The sequence below is a fragment of the Pseudoalteromonas sp. S3260 genome (assembly GCF_005886925.1).
In the GTDB taxonomy this organism is placed as follows: domain Bacteria; phylum Pseudomonadota; class Gammaproteobacteria; order Enterobacterales; family Alteromonadaceae; genus Pseudoalteromonas; species Pseudoalteromonas tetraodonis.
This window is the reverse complement of record NZ_PNCV01000424.1, coordinates 1-229: the sequence shown is the minus strand read 5'-3', so window position 1 is coordinate 229 and position 229 is coordinate 1. Positions and strand designations below refer to the sequence as shown.

The 229-nt window shown below is 45.4% G+C and carries 1 pseudogene; it reads left to right on the top strand.

Annotated features, from left to right (window positions below):
• A pseudogene (locus tag CWC14_RS19055) lies at window positions 1-229 on the top strand (cytochrome c oxidase accessory protein CcoG); the annotation flags it as partial.

The following is a 229-nucleotide window of genomic DNA, read 5'->3' as shown; positions in this document are numbered from 1 at the left end:
TCGAAAAGCCCAGTGCGGCGCAAAGCGATCGATTTAATCCCCGTAACCGCATTTACGTTCGCGCTGTAACAGGTCTCCATCAATTGTTACGTCAACGTATTGGTCTGGTAGGAATGTTGGCCTTTATGTTACTTCCTTGGATTAATTACAATGGCCAGCAAGCGGTGTTATTCGATTTAATGAACCAGCACTTCACCATTTTTGGGCTGACGTTTTTACCGCAAGACCT